At 55.4% G+C, this 17,940-nt stretch carries 18 protein-coding genes and 2 tRNA genes; 14 read left to right on the forward strand and 6 right to left on the reverse strand.

The window, feature by feature from the left end:
- Nucleotides 1-4: 4 nt before the first annotated feature.
- Together JYG33_RS00205 and JYG33_RS00210 are read right to left on the reverse strand one after the other, a co-directional pair.
- The gene (locus tag JYG33_RS00205; protein WP_207873629.1) at nucleotides 5-484 is read right to left on the reverse strand and encodes a hypothetical protein; all 480 of its coding nucleotides are present in this window, start codon (nucleotides 482-484) and stop codon (nucleotides 5-7) included.
- 25 nt (nucleotides 485-509) lie between these two features.
- Nucleotides 510-923, reverse strand: a complete 414-nt coding sequence (locus JYG33_RS00210; protein WP_207873630.1) for a helix-turn-helix domain-containing protein — start codon at nucleotides 921-923, stop codon at nucleotides 510-512.
- 89 nt (nucleotides 924-1,012) lie between these two features.
- On the opposite strand from JYG33_RS00210, the gene JYG33_RS00215 reads away from it, so the two are divergent.
- From JYG33_RS00215 to JYG33_RS00245, 7 genes are all read left to right on the forward strand, one after another.
- On the forward strand, nucleotides 1,013-1,900 hold the full coding sequence (locus JYG33_RS00215) for an NmrA/HSCARG family protein (protein WP_207873631.1): 888 nt from the start codon (nucleotides 1,013-1,015) through the stop codon (nucleotides 1,898-1,900).
- A gap of 347 nt (nucleotides 1,901-2,247) precedes the next feature.
- Entirely contained in the window at nucleotides 2,248-2,613 is a 366-nt protein-coding gene (locus JYG33_RS00220; protein ID WP_243430229.1) for an ethanolamine utilization protein EutQ, read from the forward strand.
- Nucleotides 2,610-3,935, forward strand: a complete 1,326-nt coding sequence (locus JYG33_RS00225; RefSeq protein WP_207873632.1) for an FAD-binding oxidoreductase — start codon at nucleotides 2,610-2,612, stop codon at nucleotides 3,933-3,935. Before JYG33_RS00220 ends, JYG33_RS00225 begins: the two co-directional genes overlap by 4 nt.
- Nucleotides 3,936-3,983: 48 nt before the next feature.
- The gene (dctP, locus tag JYG33_RS00230; RefSeq protein ID WP_207873633.1) at nucleotides 3,984-4,976 is read left to right on the forward strand and encodes a TRAP transporter substrate-binding protein DctP; all 993 of its coding nucleotides are present in this window, start codon (nucleotides 3,984-3,986) and stop codon (nucleotides 4,974-4,976) included.
- A 20-nt stretch (nucleotides 4,977-4,996) separates the two neighbouring features.
- Nucleotides 4,997-5,503, forward strand: a complete 507-nt coding sequence (locus tag JYG33_RS00235; protein ID WP_207873634.1) for a TRAP transporter small permease subunit — start codon at nucleotides 4,997-4,999, stop codon at nucleotides 5,501-5,503.
- A 2-nt stretch (nucleotides 5,504-5,505) separates the two neighbouring features.
- On the forward strand, nucleotides 5,506-6,801 hold the full coding sequence (locus JYG33_RS00240; protein WP_207873635.1) for a TRAP transporter large permease: 1,296 nt from the start codon (nucleotides 5,506-5,508) through the stop codon (nucleotides 6,799-6,801).
- Nucleotides 6,802-6,852: 51 nt separating this feature from the next.
- Nucleotides 6,853-7,533 (forward strand): TetR family transcriptional regulator, encoded by a 681-nt coding sequence (locus tag JYG33_RS00245; protein ID WP_207873636.1) that lies wholly within the window; start codon nucleotides 6,853-6,855, stop codon nucleotides 7,531-7,533.
- A gap of 142 nt (nucleotides 7,534-7,675) precedes the next feature.
- Here the strand turns inward: JYG33_RS00245 and JYG33_RS00250 are convergent, their stop codons facing one another.
- Nucleotides 7,676-8,473 carry an outer membrane protein assembly factor BamD gene (locus JYG33_RS00250; RefSeq protein WP_207875676.1) on the reverse strand — a complete coding sequence of 266 codons (798 nt, stop codon included), beginning with the start codon at nucleotides 8,471-8,473 and terminating at the stop codon, nucleotides 7,676-7,678.
- A 95-nt stretch (nucleotides 8,474-8,568) separates the two neighbouring features.
- On the opposite strand from JYG33_RS00250, the gene JYG33_RS00255 reads away from it, so the two are divergent.
- The 5 genes from JYG33_RS00255 to phaR all read left to right on the forward strand — a co-directional run bounded on the left by JYG33_RS00255 (nucleotide 8,569) and on the right by phaR (nucleotide 13,522).
- Nucleotides 8,569-9,534: an RluA family pseudouridine synthase gene (locus JYG33_RS00255; RefSeq protein ID WP_207873637.1), complete on the forward strand. Its 966-nt coding sequence runs from the start codon at nucleotides 8,569-8,571 to the stop codon at nucleotides 9,532-9,534.
- Nucleotides 9,516-10,283, forward strand: coding sequence for a peptidoglycan editing factor PgeF (gene pgeF / locus JYG33_RS00260; RefSeq protein ID WP_207873638.1), 768 nt, complete (start codon nucleotides 9,516-9,518; stop codon nucleotides 10,281-10,283). Before JYG33_RS00255 ends, pgeF begins: the two co-directional genes overlap by 19 nt.
- A gap of 142 nt (nucleotides 10,284-10,425) precedes the next feature.
- Nucleotides 10,426-12,057 (forward strand): class I poly(R)-hydroxyalkanoic acid synthase, encoded by a 1,632-nt coding sequence (gene phaC, locus JYG33_RS00265; RefSeq protein ID WP_207873639.1) that lies wholly within the window; start codon nucleotides 10,426-10,428, stop codon nucleotides 12,055-12,057.
- A 125-nt stretch (nucleotides 12,058-12,182) separates the two neighbouring features.
- On the forward strand, nucleotides 12,183-12,920 hold the full coding sequence (phbB, locus tag JYG33_RS00270) for an acetoacetyl-CoA reductase (RefSeq protein ID WP_207873640.1): 738 nt from the start codon (nucleotides 12,183-12,185) through the stop codon (nucleotides 12,918-12,920).
- A 59-nt stretch (nucleotides 12,921-12,979) separates the two neighbouring features.
- Nucleotides 12,980-13,522: a polyhydroxyalkanoate synthesis repressor PhaR gene (gene phaR / locus JYG33_RS00275; RefSeq protein ID WP_207873641.1), complete on the forward strand. Its 543-nt coding sequence runs from the start codon at nucleotides 12,980-12,982 to the stop codon at nucleotides 13,520-13,522.
- Between the two features lie 5 nt (nucleotides 13,523-13,527).
- Here the strand turns inward: phaR and JYG33_RS00280 are convergent, their stop codons facing one another.
- On the reverse strand, nucleotides 13,528-14,670 hold the full coding sequence (locus tag JYG33_RS00280; RefSeq protein WP_207873642.1) for a GNAT family N-acetyltransferase: 1,143 nt from the start codon (nucleotides 14,668-14,670) through the stop codon (nucleotides 13,528-13,530).
- A 140-nt stretch (nucleotides 14,671-14,810) separates the two neighbouring features.
- Here JYG33_RS00280 and JYG33_RS00285 point away from each other — a divergent pair, with 140 nt between their 5' ends.
- Nucleotides 14,811-15,776, forward strand: a complete 966-nt coding sequence (locus JYG33_RS00285; protein WP_207873643.1) for a hypothetical protein — start codon at nucleotides 14,811-14,813, stop codon at nucleotides 15,774-15,776.
- Between the two features lie 217 nt (nucleotides 15,777-15,993).
- Here the strand turns inward: JYG33_RS00285 and JYG33_RS00290 are convergent.
- Together JYG33_RS00290 and JYG33_RS00295 are read right to left on the reverse strand one after the other, a co-directional pair.
- A tRNA-Met gene (locus JYG33_RS00290) sits at nucleotides 15,994-16,070 on the reverse strand.
- Between the two features lie 734 nt (nucleotides 16,071-16,804).
- A tRNA-Met gene (locus tag JYG33_RS00295) sits at nucleotides 16,805-16,881 on the reverse strand.
- A gap of 132 nt (nucleotides 16,882-17,013) precedes the next feature.
- Between JYG33_RS00295 and scpB the strand changes: the two genes are divergently transcribed.
- Complete coding sequence (scpB, locus tag JYG33_RS00300) at nucleotides 17,014-17,940, forward strand: SMC-Scp complex subunit ScpB (protein WP_243430230.1); 927 nt, start codon at nucleotides 17,014-17,016, stop codon at nucleotides 17,938-17,940.

Below are 17,940 nucleotides of genomic sequence, written 5' to 3' on the forward strand. Positions count from 1 at the left end.
AAAACTAGGGCAAGGACTCGTCTGCCACGATGTCCTCTGCCACCAAACCCCATAAAAACAGGCTGGGCGTGCCAGCGCCTTCCAGGCTGCCCTCTAGCTGCTGAAGAACGGACATGACGGCGCTGCGATTGCTGACTGCCTCAAATGCTTCCCGAGTGATAGGCGCAAACCAGCCTTTTTTGAGTACCGCCACTGCCATTGCCAGTGCGACGGAAAACACATGCTGGCCCAGCATGGGGACTTTAACCGTCTCACCTGCACGGTTGTACACATCAAACATCTGCTCTTCGTCGGGTAAGGCGGCACCCAGACGCCAGGCTAGTGCTAGCCCGAAGGCCTCGGGAATCATCACGCAAAGCTTGGTTGCTCGTACTTCTGACAGGCCGCTGGCTTGCAGTTGGGCGATGCACTCCTCGATGCTTTGATCTTTTGCCAGCACAGGAATGGCTTGCAGTACCAGCGTTTCTGCTTGTTCGTGATTCATGGTCTTGTGACTCAGTAACTCTGTATCAAGGCTTCTTGGCATCGTATGTTTGACGTGATGCCTGTATACGCGGAAGATTCTCTCTGACCCACACATTGACGCCTTTCAGTGCATCGAACATATTTTTTCCCATCTCCGTCAGTTCGTATTCCACACGTGGAGGTACCTCGGGAAAATAATGGCGTTCTACCAAGCCATCTCGTTCCAGGTTTCGCAGTGTCAGCGTCAGCATGCGTTGTGTGATTCCGTCCACCTCACGCTTGATCTCGGAAAACCGCAGCCTACGATCACCCACGATGGCAAGGCGCCAGATGACCTGCACGGTCCATTTGTCACCGAGGCGCGTGCAGACGCCATTCAAGGGAATCGGCAGGAAGGATGAGTCGCTGTCGTGCTTCTCCTTGAGAGAATCCGACTCTGCTGGATCTATGGGTTTCATTTTTGTGCCTGAGGTTCAAAAAAGTGCCGTCTTCCGCAATTCATGTATCGAGGAAAGAATACGACATTCTCTTTTTTTCGAGCTGAATCATGAACAAAGTACATCGTCCTATTCTGGTTTTCGGAGCCACTGGTCGGCAAGGCGGATCGGTAGTCAAAGCACTGCTGGAGGCTCACTGGCCTGTGCGCGCTTTTGTGCAAGCCCCATCCGGGCCCGCTTCAATTGCGTTGCGGGAGGCAGGCGCTGAACTCGTGCAGGGCTCATTGGACGATGCCAATCTTATCGCGTCGGCCATGAAGGGTGTATATGGCATTTTCAGCGTGATGCCTGCCAATCTATCGGCAGAGGAGGAGGTTTGTTATGGCACACGCGTTGCTGATCTGGCGGCAAAGAATGGCGTCGAGCATTTTATCTATTCCTCGGGGGCGAGCGCTGGTGAAGAACTGACAGGTGTTCCGCGCTTCGATGCCAAGCCTCGTATCGAGGCACACATCCGTGAACTGCCGATTACCGCAACGATCATCCGTCCGATGATCTTCATGGAGATGCTTGTGCGGCCAGGCTTTGGCCTGGATGAAGGGCGGCTGCTTTCCCTGATACACCGTGATCATTCGATTCAACTCACTGCAGTGCAAGACATAGGGAAAATCGTTGCCACCCTGTTCGCGGACAGAGCACGGTTTGCCGGAATGACCTTGAAGATCGCTAGCGATCGTGTGACCGGCCAGGAGCTGGAGGCCGCATTCTCGGAAGCCGCAGGTCGTTCCATCACCTATGCCCGATTCCCTGACGAAGTGTTGGCTGCCAACGCCGATTTGGGACATATGGCGTCAAGCCTGAAAGATGGCCCTCTCGCCGAGCGGGTGGACCTCGACCTGATGCGCGAGATCAATCCTGGACTTGTCTCCTTGCGCTCATGGTTGATGGGAGAGGGGCGTGGAAAACTGGAAGAAGCGCTGCGCTGGAAACAGGCGTAGAGAGGCTAGGCGAAGGAATGTGCGCAGATGGAGTCTGTTGCTTTCTCGCTGTGGCTGAAGGACTCCATTTCATTCGTGCGACCGAGCGATTGCTTGTTGAGTAGTCGCCACTGTCACGCGCTATTTCTCTTATCAGTAAGCCTGCTAAAAACAGCCAAAAACGCTGCGAAGAACCTTGCTCGCACAGCCTGTCACAAGGCCAATTAAATCATTTAAATGTAAAGCTCTCCTGCCCGGAACGCAGGGTAATCCCCATCTCTGAACGCATTGACGCGTCAAATTCGGCTCATTACCATCACAACATACAACTATGTATGTTCTAAAACCACTTGTGTTTGGTGATCCACATGACAACAGAAAAAACTTTGCCGCGAGTAATGCGTTTTGACGATTTGGTCTTCCAGCCCAGACAGGAAAAACCGGAGATGGCGCAGTTGGCGGAAATCGTGGGTGAGGAAGACGGGACGCCCTTGGGGGCGGGGTATGCACGCTTGAACCAGGCTCGCATCGAATGGACTGTGCTTTACGACGAGGTCGTGACGGTGATCAAGGGCAGTATTCGCATTCATACGCCACAGGGCATTCTGGAAGCCGGTCCACGTGATTGCATTTGGCTGCCAGCAGGCACTCCCCTGATCTACGAAGCAGAATCTGCCCTGATCCACTACTGCGTGCATCCCAGCAACTGGGCCAGCGCACGGACGGCGGCATGAGCATCAAGAAAATTACGCGCCTGCCGGAGAACGACAAGACCAATGGGTGGAGTCGGCTCTTGGCGCCCCGCACGCCCAAGCCCGCTTTGGCTAAAGACGTACAGGCTGATTGGGTGATCGTCGGTGGTGGTCTGGCCGGTTTGGCCGCAGCCCGTCGACTGGCAGAGAATCGCCCTGGCGATAGCATCGTGGTGCTGGAAGCTGATCAGGTGGGCGAGGGCGCTCAAGGCCGCAACTCCGGCTTTGCGATTGATAGCCCTCATAACGTCGGCAGTTCCATGGGCGAGCTGGATGCCGCTCGCTCGCATGTGCGCCTGGCGCGTACGGCGATTGCTTATCTGAAAACCCAGGTCGAGCGTTACGGCATTGAGTGCGATTGGAGCCCCATCGGGAAATTCCACGCTGCCGTCTCCGAGGAGGGCGTACGCACAACCTTGAAGCCTACGCTGCAAGTGCTGGAATCCTTGAAGGAACCGCATGAGTGGCTGGACGGCAAGGCCTTGCACGACAAGCTGGGGTTCAAGCATTTCCGCACAGGTATTTACACCCCCGGTACGGTGTTGCTGAACCCGGCGGGTTTGTCTCGCGGTCTGGCCGACAATATGCCTGCCAACGTCACTGTTTATGAAAAAACGCCCGTGCTGTCTGTGCAGCAAGGTGATGGCGTCACGCTGGAAACCCCCGGCGGCAAAGTTCGTGCAGGCAAGATGATTCTGGCCGTGAACGTCTTTGCAGAGCAATTCGGGTTTTATAGCGGCAAGCTGATGCCGATGGCTGCCCATGCCAGCCTGACCCGTTGTCTGACAGAAAGTGAACAGCGCGAATTGGGTGGTTTGCCTAGCTGGGGTTTGACGCCTGCCAATGCTTTTGTGGGCATCACCATGCGCCGCACCAATGACCAGCGCATTCTGATTCGTCAGCACATGACGTACGCCCCCAATTTGCGTAGCGATGACGAGAGCCGTCGCCGCGTGCGCATAGAGCACAAAACCTTGTTTGATGAGCGTTTCCCGAATCTGAAAAACGTGGAAATGGAGCACACCTGGACGGGCTTTATCTGCCTGTCCCGTAATGGTTCACCCGGCTTTGGTCAGGTGGCCCCGCATGTGTATTCCGCGGTGTGTCAGAACGGGGTGGGGCTGACCAAGGGCACGATCTCCGGCATGTTGGTGGCGGATCTGGCTTGCGGTGTGGATAACCCCTTGATTGCCGACATGCAGGCTTTGGGGCAACCCGATGCCTTGCCGCCACGTCCGTTTCTGGATGTTGGCGTCCGTGCCCGTTTGGGCTGGGAGTTGTGGCGGCACAGGGCGGAAGCCTGATATCCGAAGTTTGAACAATAAATTTAAAAGAAATACCCAGGAGGAGTTATGAAGCTTTTGAGCAAGACTTTGCTGACGGTGATGTTCAGCCTGAGTGCGGCCACGGTGTCCGCACAAACCTTGCGTATTGCCACGGATTCGGGCGCGCAGGGTTCGCCTAGTGGTGATGCCATCGAGAAATGGGCTGCGCTGATCAAAGAGGGCACGCAAGGCTCCTTGTCGCCACGTGTTTTTTATCAGAACCAGTTGGGTGGTCAGGAAGAGGTGTTCGACCAGCACGTGGCCGGTGATGTGCAGTTGATGTTGAACTGGCCCATGACGTCCTACGACAAGCGCATTGCGGTGATCTACACGCCCTATATGTTCACCACCTGGGAGGAAGCCTTGGCCGCTTACCAGCCCGGTGGCTGGTTGAATGAAACGCTGGACGGTATCTACAAAGAGAACGGCCTGAAGTTCTTTGGTGCATGGCCTGAAGGGTTCAATGGCGTTGCGACCAAAGGCAAGCATGCTTTGACGGTAGAGGATGCCAAGAGCATCAAGGTGCGCGTGCCGCCTATCTCCATGATGCAGCAGTCCGTGCAAGCCATGGGTTATCAGACGGCAGCCATTGATTGGGGCGAAGTCTTTACCTCGATTCAAACTGGCGTGGTGGATGGCGATGCAGCCAACGTCATTTATTACGACTACGAGTACTTCCGCGACACGCTGGATTTCTACGTGCGCAGCAAGCAGCAGTTCATTACCGGCGTGTTGTCCATGAATCTGGAAGCCTGGGAAGCCTTGAAACCCGAGCAGCAGGAAGTGGTTCAGTCCTCGGCCATCAGCATCATGCAAGAGCAGTTTGCCAAGGCTCAGGTAGCGGATGCGGACATTGTGGAGAAATGGAAGGCGCTGGGCAAAAACTATATTGAACTCGACAAGGAGCAACTGGCCGCGCTGGGTACGCATGTCCGCGCTAAAGTCTGGCCTGCGATGCACGCTGAAGTGGGCGACAGCATCATGTCTCATATCGAGAAAAATGCCTCGGCTCTCCAGTGAATACCTTCGATCAAGGGAGTATGAATGTGAGTGAGGACATCCCGATTAAGCGCGGGCCGACCCTGATCGCCCTGGAGTGGCTGGCCATTGTGTCCAGCATTGTGGTGGCGGCGGGCCTGGCCTATGTGGTGGCAGCCCGTTATTACCTGAACTGGCCGGCAACCGGAGTGCACACCATCGTCATGGTGGCGGCGATTTGGCTCTACATGACCGGGGCACTGATTGCCAGCCAGTCGCGCCAGCATCTGGTGGTGGATTACTTGTCGCATCGTTTGAAGACGCCGCGTGCCCGCGCCATTCACCGTTTGCTGGTCTCGATTCTGGTGCTGATCATTGTGACGGCCTTTGCGTATTGGACCTTGCGCATGTTCATGTGGGGTGCCCGTTTTTCGACCACGATGGCGGAGCTGGGGATTCCTGTCTGGGTGCCTCAGGCAGCGATTGGCTTGAATGCGGCGGGTAGCCTGCTGTATGCCTTGCGCGATGTTTATCAGTCTTTGATGGCCGTGCGCCATGGAGGCCATTGATTATGCATGCTGGATTTTCTGTTCTCTTGCTCTTGCTGCTCTTGGGTATAGGGGTGCCGGTGGCCTGGTCCTTTGCCGGTACGCTGCTGATGTTGACGCTGGTGTATGACGTCAACTTGAACACCTTGATGCTGCAGGGCTTTCGTTCCTTGAACTCACTGGTTCTGCTGGCTTTGCCTTTGTTCATCATGGCGGGTTATTTGATGCAGGCAGGCGGGATTGCGCACCGTTTGGTGGGCTTTGCCGAAATGCTGGTCAAGAATCGCCGGGGTGGCATGGGAGCCAGCATGGTCCTGGCATCAGGTGTGTTTGGGGCTATTTCAGGTACAGCCTCGGCGGCGGTGGCTTCTATTGGCACCATTCTGGTCGATCCCATGGAGCAGCGCGGTTACCCGCGTCAATATTCGGCGGCCTTGCTGGGAATTTCTTCCTTGTTGGGGATTCTGATCCCGCCATCCATCACCATGATTCTGTTTGCCGTGGTGACACAGCAGTCGGTGGTAGCTTGCTTTGCAGCCACTATCGGGCCAGGTCTGCTTTTGATGATCGGGCTGACGCTGTTCAACTACGTGGTGGCCGGGCGCTGGTTCAAGGAGTTGCCTGCTCAGCCCGTCGATGAGCAAAGTCGGCGATCTTCGTTGAAAACGCTGCTCTATGCCTTGCCAGCACTGTGCATCCCGGCCCTGATTCTTGGGGGCATCTACGGGGGCGTATTCACTCCTACCGAAGCGGCCGCCGTAGCGGTGGTGCTGGTGATTGGTATCGGCTGCTTTGTGTACCGCGAGCTGACGATGCGCACGCTGCGTGACAGCTTTGTGCGTACCGCAGAGACGACGGGCACAGTCATTTTGATCTTGCTGTTTTCCTTCCTGATCGGCCGTATTCTGGTTGCCCAGGGTGTACCGCAGGATTTGACGGCCTTTGTGACCGGACTGGTTGACAGCCCTATCGGCATTCTCTTGATGGTCAATGTCTTTCTTATTTTAGTGGGCATGATTATTGATGACGTATCACTGACGGTTGTGGTTGCTCCCTTGCTGCTGCCGCTGGTTGGTGTCGCTGATGTAAATCCGGTGCAGTTTGCTGCAATCGTGGCGTGCGCCGTGATCGTGGGTTCCAACAGCCCACCGATGGCGCCGGTGCTGTACATGTCCTGCCGCATCAGTAAAGTGGCGGTACACCGCTCCTTTGGTCCAGCGATTGCCATGATTGTTTTTGTGGCTATTCCGATTCAATTGATCACCACCTTCGTGCCCGCTGTTTCCTTGGCGTTTCCACGAATGCTGGGCCTGTTATAAGAGGAGCGCCGGTATACTTTGGCGACTAAAGCGACTCTACAAGCAGGTGATATGAGCGATAAGGAACTGATTGAACGCGTGGCCCAGGCTGGGGCGTTGTCTGAGCCCAATGTGCATTTGACGCGGGCGGACTGGCTGGAAGCAGCCATTCGCCTTTTTATGCAGGAAGGTGTGGAGGCGGTGCGTATCACCCGTCTGGCCCAGGTCATGGCCGTCACGCGGGGCAGCTTTTATTGGCATTTCAAGGACAGGGACGATCTGCTCGATGGGCTGGTCGGTTTCTGGGAGCAAAAGAACATGCGCTCCACCATGCTGGCGCTGGAGAACGTGGACAATCTGCAAGATGGCATGTTGTCCCTGTTCTCCACCTGGCTGGACGTATCCCGTTTTGAGCCCGGCCTGGATATGGCCATGCGTGATTGGGCAAGGCGCTCCGAGCGGGTGCGTCAGGCCGTAGCGCGGGCGGACAAGGCCTGCATGAATGCCTTGGCCAATTTCTTTCAGCGTATGGGTTTGGAAGAGGTAGAAGCGCAGACCCGAGCCCGGACAACCTACTTTTGTCAGATTGGTTATTACCTGATTGGTCTTCAGGAGGACCTGAAGGATCGGATGGTCTACCTGGATGACACCATGAAGATTCTGGGCGGCCAGCCTCTGGACCCCGCCAAGGCCAAGGCGTTTGCAGAGCGTATGTATAGCGTGCAAAAGGACAATGCCAAGAACGCAGGGTGATGTTTTGGATACCCTGAAGCCGGAAAACTGAAAGGGCCGAATCCCGTATGGGATTCGGCCCTTTTTTGGGCTGTGTTCTGTGAGACGTTTTATTGTCGCGTCACAAAGGCAGTCCGTGTTTTGCGCTGCTTTGCTTCAAGGCTTAGAACCAGTTAATCGGGTTCCAGTAGTTCACCTTGGTATCCAGGCCTTCCTTGAAGTAAACCGAATCAGGGAAGTTGTCGTCCATCACGCGTTTGGTGGTGTCACGCAGCTCGGTTTGACCCATCTTGTCGTAGGACAGGTACATCAAGTACAGAGCACGCTCAGCAATAGGTACACCCTTGAAGTCCGTAATCACGGTCTGCGCACGGTTCACCGCTGCCACGTAAGCACCGCGCTTGTAGTAGTACTCGGCCACGTGAACTTCGTTCTGGGCGATGGTGCTGACCAGCCAGGTCAAGCGCTTGGCGGCATCCGGTGCGTAACGGCTATTCGGATAGCGTTGCAGCAGATCGTTAAAAGCTTCGTAGGATTCGCGCAGGCCTTTGGGGTCACGCTCGCTGGGATCCTGTTGGGTAATGTTGGACAGGGCAGCGCTAGGAGGCGTAAAGGAGATCAGCCCTTTCAGGTACAACATGTAGTCGGTGCCGGGGTGGCTGGGGTATTGCTTCTGGAAGCGGTCGATAGCGGCCAGTGCTTTGGCAGGCTCTTCGTCTTTCCAGTTGATATAGGCTTGGTCGATCAGCGACTGTTGTGCGAAGGTACCAAAGGGGTAGCGGGACTCGACGGCTTCCAGGCGGGCACGCGCATCTTTCCAGTTGCCAGCGGACATTTCTTCGCGGGCGTCTTTATACAGGCGTTCGGCGGTCCAACCCGAGGTGGGGTCAACTTCTTTTTTGGTAGTGCCGCAGCCAGCAAGCAAAGTGGCGGCCAGCATTAATGCGGCTACTTGGGCCAGCTTGGTACCACGAATACGTGGCAAGTTCAGGTTCAGGCGAGTCACAAAAGCGTCCTTGGTGTTAGCATTGCTGCTCAATTATATGATTTGTCGCCATGCCTGACACAGATACTGAAAAAGATAGTGTTGTTTCTTCCGACGCACTGCGTTTTATCCTTCCCATCACTGCGTCCCCAGACCGTCTGGACAAGACTTTAGCGCGTTTACTGCCACAGCATTCGCGCAGCCGTCTACAGTCCTGGGTCGAGAGCGGGCATGTTCTTGTTAACGGCCAGGCCGTCAAGGTCAAGCATACGGTTTACCCCGGTGATACCGTGCTGGTCTGGGAGCAGCAAGCCCCCGAAGACATGGCCTTCGAGCCCGATGACGTAGACTTTGAGATTGTGGCCCAAAGCGATTCCTGGCTGGTCGTCAACAAGCCCGTGGGTCTGGTCACGCACCCCGGTGCGGGTAACTGGCGCGGCACCTTGCTCAATGGTTTGCTGTTTCGCTTTCCCAATTTGCGTCAGGTGCCCCGTGCCGGTGTTGTACACCGGCTGGACAAAGATACGTCTGGCTTGCTGGTCGTGGCCCGCACGGAAGTGGCTCAAACTCACTTTGTCCGACAACTGCAAGAGCGTAGCATGGGACGCCAGTATCTGGCGTTGGTCCATGGTGTCTTGCCGGGTCAGGGTTCGGTGGATGAGCCTATTGGACGCGATTTGCGTGTGCCGGTACGCATGAGTACCGGGCCCTCTGTTGCCCCCAAGGCCGCCGTCACGCATTATCAGATGCTGCGTCAGGGGTATGCAGGCGAAGAGTCCGTGACTGAGGTGGCGTGCCGTCTTGAGACCGGGCGTACCCACCAGATTCGTGTGCATCTAAGTTCGATCAAGCATCCCTTGCTGGCCGACACCTTATATGGTGGTCGAGTGGTCGCCGGGGCCCAGCGCCAAATGTTGCATGCCCATGTGCTGGAGTTTGATGATCCCGATACGGGCGAGCGTCGCCGTTTCTCGGCGGCACCACCGTCTGATTATCAGTCTGTCGTAGAGGCGATTGAATGGCACACTCAAAGCTGATTCCTACTGTTAGCGGCCCCGAACAAGCGGGGCTGCTTTATTTTTGTACGACCCGTGCCGGGGGCGTCAGCCAGGACGAGCGTAGCAGCTTGAACCTGGGACTCAACACGGGCGACGACCCGGAGCGGGTGCAGGCCAATCGCCAACGGGTCGCGGAGTTTCTGGATTCCGATCCCATCTGGCTGGCACAGGTGCATGGCACAGACGTGCTGGACGCAGACCTGGATATCTTGCCTGCTGTACCCCGCGAGTTTGATGCAGCGATCACTACCCGCCGGGATCGCACGCTAGCGATTTTGACCGCTGACTGCTTGCCAGTAGTCATCTGGGATGAGCAGAGCCAAGTGCTGGGCGTGGCTCATGCTGGTTGGCGCGGTTTGCAAGCCGGAGTATTGGAACGAACCTGGCAGGCGATGGCGGCCCGCTGCCCGCAAGCACAGTCCTGGCAAGCCTGGATTGGGCCTGCCATTAGTCAGGAGCACTTCGAGGTGGGGCAGGAGGTTTTCGATGCCTATGTTTCCAATGAGCCTGAATTAGCGCGCTTTTTTATTCCCGGTCAGCGTCCAGGGAAATGGCAGGCGGACTTGCCCGGTATTGCACGCCATCGTTTGGAAAAACTGTGCCCTGGAAAAATAACCGTGCATTTAAGTGGCCTGTGCACGTTTCAACAAAACGAATTGTTTTATTCCTACCGCCGCTCGCCCTTGACGGGCCGACAGGCCACCATTGCTCGCTTGAACCCGCTTTAACGGTTTTTTGATCGTTTGAAATACGATAAGGAATCTTTAATTCTGTCTATTGGCGTGCCAGCCTAATTAATTACCCCAATTGACTGCTTTTGTTACGAACGTCATGCTCTAAGCGTATTTGCAATTCGTTTACAGGTGGCAGATGTCGAGTAACAACAGTGCTTTTCAAGGTTTTGGCAAACCGATGGATGCCACCCGCTGTGCTGAACTTCAGGCTCGTTACACACAGCAGTGGCAGGATCTGTGGGACCAGGCTCAACGTGGCGCCTTGCCACCCCCGCAGGATAGACGTTTTGCCGATGCCGCCTGGCAGAGCAATCCTACCGCCTTGTTCAATGCCCATATCTGGCAGCTTAGCGTTCAGGCCATGAACGATATGCTGGGCCTGATGGATCTGGAGGCTGCGCAGCGCGAACGCCTGAGCTTTTCCATGATGCAGTGGGCCGAAGCCATGTCGCCCAGCAATTATCTGATGCTCAACCCCCAGGCTCTGCAGACCATGATGGATACGGGCGGCCAGTCTGTGCTGGAAGGCATGTCCAATTTCATGGACGACTGGCAAAAAGGACGTCTGACGCAAACGGATGAAAGCAAGTTTCAGTTGGGGCAAAACGTGGGCACCACTTCGGGTGCCGTGGTGTTCCAGAACGATATTTTTCAGCTTATCCAGTACGCGCCCACCACGACGATGGTGCATGCGGTGCCTTTGCTGATTGTGCCTCCCTGCATTAACAAGTTCTATATTCTGGACTTGCAGCCGGAGAACTCCTTTGTGCGTCACGCCCTGGATCAGGGGCTGACGGTGTATCTGATGTCCTGGCGCAATCCTCAGCCTGACGATGCCGCACATATCCATGCCCTGGGTTGGCAGGATTACCTGGAGCAGGGCGTGCTGGAGGCCATTCGCGTCAGCCAGGAGCTGTCTGGCCAGAAAAAAATCAATACGCTGGGCTTTTGTATTGGTGGCACCTTGCTGGCCAGTGCCTTGGCGCTGGCGCGTGACAAGGGCCAGGACCCGGCTGCGTCCATGACCTTGCTGACCACCATGCTGGACTTCACGGATGTGGGCATGCTCAATGTGTTCATTGACGAAGCGCAGGTGGCGTATCGGGAATGGCAGTTAGGGCAGGGCGGTTTGCTGAATGCTCGCGAGCTGGCCAGCACGTTTTCTTTCTTGAGACCGGCCGAGCTGGTCTGGAACTACGTCAACAGCAATTATTTGCAGGGCAAAAAGCCTCCGGCCTTTGACCTGCTGTATTGGAACTCTGACGGCACCCATTTGCCCGGTCCTTTCTTTACCTGGTATTTGCGTAATACCTATCTGGAAAACCGCCTGGTTCAAGAGGGCGGCGTGCCAGTAGGGGCTCACCGTGCTGATTTGAGCCAATTGGACTTGCCTGTGTACCTGTATGGCTCCAAAGAAGACCATATCGTGCCCTGGCAGTCGGCCTATGCCTCCTTGCAGGCTTTGCCTGCGGCCCAGCATCGTTTTGTGTTGGGGGCGTCGGGCCATATTGCCGGTGTGATCAATCCGCCTGCCAAGCAGCGCCGTAATTATTGGGTGTTGCAAGATGGGGAGCCGGTCGCCTCGCTGGATGCCCAGCAGTATATGGAACGGGCGCAGTCTGTTCCCGGTAGCTGGTGGTCGGACTGGATTGCCTGGCTGGCCCCTTTGTCCGGTTCGCGTCGCCGCGCCAAACGTAGTCTGGGCCATGCCCGCTACCCGGTGCTGGAAGAGGCACCAGGCAGCTACGTCAAAGTACGCGCCAGTTAAGACTTCAATTTTCAGGTTTCGGGAGCAGGGCGATTCGTCCGCTTCCTTTATCCCGATGTCGTTTGATGACATTGCCCAGGCCGGCATCGGGATTTGAGCTATGTCACCCCTTTCAGGAGATGTATATGAGCAGCAAAGTAGCTTACGTAACTGGTGGTATGGGAGGGATAGGGACAGTCATTTGTCAGCGCCTGGCCAAGGACGGTTTTACCGTTATTGCCGGTTGCGGCCCTAACCGTGACTATCAAAAGTGGTTGGGCGAGCAGGCCGAGCTAGGCTATACATTCCATGCGTCGGTGGGCAACGTCGCAGATTGGGATTCGACGGTTGAAACCTTTAAAAAGGTTTTTGCCGATTTTGGTCGTGTCGATGTGCTGGTCAATAATGCCGGGATTACACGCGACGGTACGTTTCGTAAAATGAGCCAGGAAGATTGGCGCATGGTGATCGATACCAACCTGAACAGCCTGTTTAACGTGACCAAGCAGGTCATTGATGGCATGGTGGAGCGTCAGTGGGGCCGTATCGTCAACATCAGTTCGGTGAACGGGCAAAAAGGGCAGTTCGGCCAGACCAACTACTCCACCGCCAAAGCCGGTATTCATGGCTTTACCATGGCGCTGGCGCAAGAGGTTGCCAATAAGGGGGTGACGGTCAATACTATTTCCCCCGGTTATATTGGTACTGACATGGTGCGTGCGATTCGTCCCGATGTTCTGGAGAAAATCGTCGCGACCATCCCGGTAGGCCGTTTGGGTACGCCTGATGAAATCGGTTCCATGGTGGCCTGGTTGGCCTCGGTGGACTCGGGTTTTGCAACAGGCGCGGATTTCTCCCTGAACGGCGGCCTGCACATGAGCTAAGGCTTGCCACTGTGCAATTCGTTTGTCTTTGTTTTATTGATTAGGAAGTAAGCACCAGCATGGGATCCCCTCGGCTCATCAAGAAATACCCCAATCGTCGCTTGTACGACACGCAGGCCAGCGCTTACATCACCATGGTCGATGTCAAGCAGTTGGTCCTGTCAGGAGAGGAGTTCGCGGTCGTCGATGCCAAAAGCGGCGAGGACTTGACGCGCAGTATTCTGTTGCAGATCATTCTTGAGGAAGAAAGCGGGGGAATTCCCATGTTCTCGACCCCGGTGCTGATGCAAATCATCCGTTTCTATGGCAATGCCATGCAGGGGGTGATGGGCTCGTATCTGGAAAAGAACATCCAGGCTTTCATGGAAATCCAGGAACGCATGACCGAGCAGTCCAAAGGCGTGTACGGCGGGCAGTTCGGTCCTGAAGCCTGGGCGCAGTTCATGAGTGTGCAGGCGCCTGTCATGCAGACCGTCATGAACAGCTATATTGATCAGAGCAAAAATCTGTTCGTGCAAATGCAGGATCAGATGCAGGATCAAACCCGGCAAATGTTCTCGGTCTTTCCCTTTGTGCCACCGGGCAAAGACAAGAAGGACTGATTTTTTTAGTCTGCCAGCGTTTTAAACGGGATATGGCTGCTTAAATTGTCCTGATAGCGGGCCACATGGCCCGCTTCTTCATGCAGGAACTCTTCAATGGCGTGGGCAAAGCGAGGGTCTGCAATCCAGTGCGCCGAGCAGGTGGGAGTCGGGAGCAAGCCACGTGATAGCTTGTGTTCCCCTTGAGCGCCGCCTTCAAAAAAACGCAGTTGCTGCGCAATGCAGAACTGAATCGCCTGGTTGTAGCAGGTCTCGAAATGCAGGCCAGGCACGTAACGAGTACAGCCCCAATAACGTCCATAAAGCGTGTGCCCGTCCCGTAGTGACAGGGCGCAGGCCACGTCTTGTCCATCTTGCTGGGCCAGAATCAGCACCAGAGAGTCGGGTAGTTGATCATGCAGGCGCGCAAAGAAATCCCGATTCAGATAAGGGCGTTGCCCGCGCTCCTGATAGGTGTTGGCGTAACACTGGTAAAAATAGTCCAGGTTCTGCTCGCTAATGTCCTGGCCCTGCTTGTGCTCAAAGGACAGGCCCTGCTCGTAGACCTTGCGGCTATCCTGTCGCATCTTTTTGCGTTTTTGCTGGGTCAGTGATGCCAGAAAGTCCTCGTAGCTGGCGTAGTCCTGGTTTTGCCAGTGAAACTGCACATCATGGCGAATCATGAAGCCTGCTTGCTCCAGGGCCTGCCTGTCGTCTGCGTTCGGGAACAGGACATGTACAGAGGACAGTTGATTGTTCCGTGCCAGCTCAATCAGTTGCTGAGCTAGCAGAACGCGATCTTTCTGCGTGCGGGCCAGCAGGCGGGGGCCACTGACAGGCGTAAAAGGGATGGCAGACAAGAGCTTGGGGTAATAGTCCAGACCGTGACGTTGATAGGCCTGGGCCCAGCCTTGGTCAAACACATACTCCCCCCGGGAGTGATGCTTCAGGTACAGGGGTACGGCACCACACAGCGTCTGTCCACGATGCATTAACAGGTAATGGGGTGACCAGCCTGTCTGTGGAGTGGCGCATCCAGCGGCGTCCAGCGCTGTCAAAAAAGCATGGCTGAGCAGCAGGTGATCGCCAGAGAGCGCGTCCCAGCCTGCCGCATCGAGCTGATTCAGTTGTGTGCAAAGTGAAAACTGGATGGGTTCAGTGCTGACCATGGCAAGGGGTACGTCGGTAAGTCTATTTTGAAACAGGGGTAGGGCATAGCCCCTGACGGCTTTGTATACTAGCCAGCGTTTCATGCAAAGGGAAGGCCTGCCTGGCATCGTTGCCTGTGCTGGCCCAATACGAGGAATCCATGAAGAAAATTGCTTTGACGCTGGGTGCCGCGATGGTGCTGGCGAGTTCGGCTCAAGCAGGACCTGCTTGTGAGTATTTGCGTAATCATGTCGCTTTGCAGTCGCAATCCGGCGACGAGCTGCAGATGCAGGATCAGGATGGAGCTTGTCTGGTTCAGAACGGACAATGGTCGGCCGGTTTTTCGTCGATGTTGCTGGCCTTTGATGAGCTGGTCTTGCGTGATGAGGGCTTGGAAAAACTGTCCGAGCGGCAAGCCATTCCTGACGCCATGGATCTACGAGTCGGCGGAATCTATGTTCTGACGGGACGTTTGCCAGGGCAGGACTATGTGATGCGCCTGCAGGCCAAGCCTATGGATTTCTCCCTGAAATACAAGTGGGACTCGGCCTCGGCGCAATTGGATCTGGAGCAGCTCCGGCTGCGCAGCAAGTACCTGCGTGAGGTTCGTGTTCAGGCTCAATTCGGAATCAAATCAGCAGCAGGGCGTGCCTTGGGCCCGGACGAGCTGGAGCAGGCAGAACTTAAAAGTCTGAATCTGTACCTGGATAATCAGAATCTGATCCAGACCATGATCATGCCTGCATTGGTGTTGAACATGAGCATGTACGAAGACCCGCGCCCCGCTGTCGAGAAGGCCTTGTTGGCAGCCCGCACGTCTGTGCAGTTGATGCCTGACTCGGTGGCGGATCGGGACAGTCGCAATGCCTTGCTGGCATTCATCGCTCAACTTCCCGCACCCGAGGGGCGTTTATCGCTGGAGATGAATATGGACCCGCCTTGGCCTGCGACTCGCCTGGAGTCCGGGCTGTCTGTAGATCAAATGCGTAAATTGATGTCTGGCCTGAAAGTGAAAGCCAGGTTCGATACAGGGCAAGAAGTCCCTTCAGCCTATATCTGGCTGCGTGATCGCCTGCGTTATGGTTTGAAGTTGTTTGACCTTGGCAAGGCCGACGCATCGAATTAATGGGCGTCAGTCGCTGCAGGTTTTTATAGCCGTAGGGTGCTTGTCTGGCTTTCGCCATCAGCAAGGCGGGGTACTCAAGGCTTACAGGTATGGCTCGGGATACGTCGAGTGTCCGAGCTATGCCAGGTGTTCAGGCCGTCGCTAGTAGCCTTCTATAAAGCAGGTGCCTGAAGCAGGACGAAAAAAAACCGCCGCATAAGCGACGGTTTTTTAAATTTGGTTGCGGGGGCAGGATTTGAACCTACGACCTTCGGGTTATGAGCCCGACGAGCTACCATGCTGCTCCACCCCGCGTCAGAAAAGTAACTATAACATAGTTTTTGATTATGTACATAGTGTGGCGAGTTTATTTCATTAATATTTGCCGATCAGTTCTTGGAAGGGCTCGGTGGCAGGATAAATCGGCCCTTCAATTTTCTTGCGTCTTGTTGGTCGCAATGGTGTAATAGGGCCTGTGCTTACAGGTTCAGCCAGACTGGCATTTCTAAAAGCTCAAACGCGCAAGCGGCTCCCTGTATAGCGACCAGTTCTTATTGGCTGGCATCTGGCTTTGATAGCAGTCGGCTCCCCTACTAGGCGGGATGTCCCGGCAAAACGAATTTCTCTGTTTCTGGCTTTGCTTCAGGTTTAGGCAATCGATGGCCCATGCTGCGGTCTTTGTTTGCCTTGATGATGGTGTGTCACCGTCCGGACCTGTATTGCCCCGATCAGTTATTGCCCCAAACGTTGTTGTGCTGTTTTCGCGTTCTTGAATCTGAAACGCCAATTCCAATCCGGCCCGATAGGGCTTGCGGACATACTCATCATCAGCATGTGTGCTTACACAACATTTTTAATTGTTTTTAAAGCTGCCGTTTCTGGTTTGGGCCAGGGCGATGGGGCTGCGCGCGCGTTCAGTCGTGCCGACAGCCTGAGTGCTCTGGTTGTAGGCTGCGCTGCGCGCAAGATTGAAGATCAAAGCAGCGGGCAACAAAAAAGCCAGCACATATTGGCTGGCTTGTTTGATTCTGCTAAGCAGTTCCGGGTGATGGTTGCGGGGGCAGGATTTGAACCTACGACCTTCGGGTTATGAGCCCGACGAGCTACCATGCTGCTCCACCCCGCGCCGGAAGAATTAAATATTAACATGGAATTTTTGCTTTATGCAAGTATCGCTACACAGTGAGGCTTCCCAGCAGTGACTGAAAGTGAAATAATCCGAGTCCTGGAGACGGCTTTGCTGTGTGCGCAGCAGCCCATGAACAGCGCCGAGTTGCGCAAAATGTTTGTCTCCCCGCCGCTGAGTGCGGATGATCTGCGCCGTTATCTGGCTATCTTGCAATTGGATTGGAAAGAACGTGGCTTGGAATTAGTCCAGGTCGCTTCGGGTTGGCGTTTTCAAAGTCGCCCGGCCATGCAGGTGTTTTTGTCTCGCCTCAGTCTGGAGCGTGCGCCCAAGTACTCGCGGGCCGTGCTGGAAACCTTGGCGATTATTGCCTGGCGGCAACCCGTTACCCGTGGCGATATTGAGGACATACGTGGGGTTAGCGTATCGACCCAGATTGTGCGTACCCTGGAGGATCGGGGCTGGATTGAAGTGCTGGGTTATCGTGATGCGCCCGGACGCCCGGCATTGCTGGGAACGACCCGTCAGTTTCTGAATGATCTGGGTCTGCGTTCTTTGGATGAGTTGCCTTCAGTTGAAACTCTGGACTCCCTGGATGTGCTGGCGTCCTTGCCAAACGGGCAAGCGGCTGCATCGCCTGATCAGGGGCCGGACCAGCAACAGGATCAACAGCAGGATCAAGGGCAGGGTCTGGATCATCAGGATCAGAGCCAGGAGCTGGCGGCAGAGCAGGGCGTAGAGCAAGAGTCTGCCTCTGTAGCCATGCCGCAGACGGGTTCCGAAGCAGGGCAAGAAATAGAACAAGAAGCAGAGCAAGACGCTGCTTTGGAAGTGAGCATGGAGCCGGTACTGGCTTCTGTTGCTCAGCTTGAGCTGGAGTCTGAACCGGATTCCGAGCCAGGCAGTCAGGAAGGTTTTCGCGAGGGGGCTCCTAGTGGGGAGCCGCCACAAGCTGAAGTGAATACGACACCGGACCCATTGGATGAGGCCCAGGCTGCGGCTGGCCTATCAGAAGCACAGGTACCGGACGAAATAAAAAACTCTGGAGTAAATGATTAA

This window comes from Alcaligenes sp. SORT26 (genome assembly GCF_017377875.1).
Lineage (GTDB): Bacteria > Pseudomonadota > Gammaproteobacteria > Burkholderiales > Burkholderiaceae_B > Alcaligenes > Alcaligenes parafaecalis.